Genomic DNA, 895 nt, shown 5'->3' on the forward strand with positions numbered 1-895 from the left:
TCAAGAAGACTTGATCTGGATGAGCGAAAAAGCCATTTTTGATGGCAAAGCAGCATTACGTGGTGGCATTCCTGTTTGTTGGCCTTGGTTTGGCCGTATTGCTGCACCAGCTCATGGCTTTGCGCGTACATCCGAATGGGAATTGGTTGAGCACCGCGAAAATGAAAATGGTGTCATCGTCGAGTTGGCACTGTTCCCAACCGAAGAAACACATCAAATTTGGCCACACATGTTTGATGCGCGTCTTCTTGTCGAAGTGGGTGACGAACTCAAAGTAACGCTGAAAGTTCTTAATATCGATGATGAAGCTTGGACGTTCTCAGGCGCATTACATACTTACCTAAACGTGGGCGATATCAAACAAGCGCAAACAACAGGTATGGGCAATGAGTACATCGACAGCTTGAAAAATAGCGAAGTGTGTCAGGGTGGTGAGGTTCTTCAACTGACTGACACCATCGATCGCGTATACACGCAACCAGAAGCTCAAATTTTAGTGAAAGACCCTGTTCTTAACCGTACGTTGAGCGTAGCGAACCGCGGCCATAACTCCGCAGTACTATGGAACCCGTGGGCGGAAGGTGCACAAGGGATGGGAGACATGGCTGACAATGGCTATGAAACCATGCTGTGTGTGGAATCTGCCCTTCATGCACCAAGTATTGAAGAAGGCAAGACTCTTGAGCCAGGCGAGAGCTACGAGCTCGTGACAGTGATTGCTGCACAATAATCTTCCTAGGCCGGCTCATCCGGCCTTTTTTTGAAATCATTTCCGTTCTTCCTCGGTCACTTTCTAACTAACTCATTGGTTATCTGAGTTTTTTGACAATTTAATTAATAGATATCAAAAAAATTATTCATATAAACCGATAGCATGCCGATACAAAACTCATAA

At 45.6% G+C, this 895-nt stretch carries 1 protein-coding gene; it reads left to right on the forward strand.

The features are described from left to right. On the forward strand, window positions 1-730 hold a 730-nt coding region (locus R7044_RS24590; RefSeq protein ID WP_225455918.1), incomplete at its 5' end, for a D-hexose-6-phosphate mutarotase. Between the last annotated feature and the right edge of the window lie 165 nt (window positions 731-895).

The organism is Vibrio sp. 1402 (assembly GCF_033340275.1).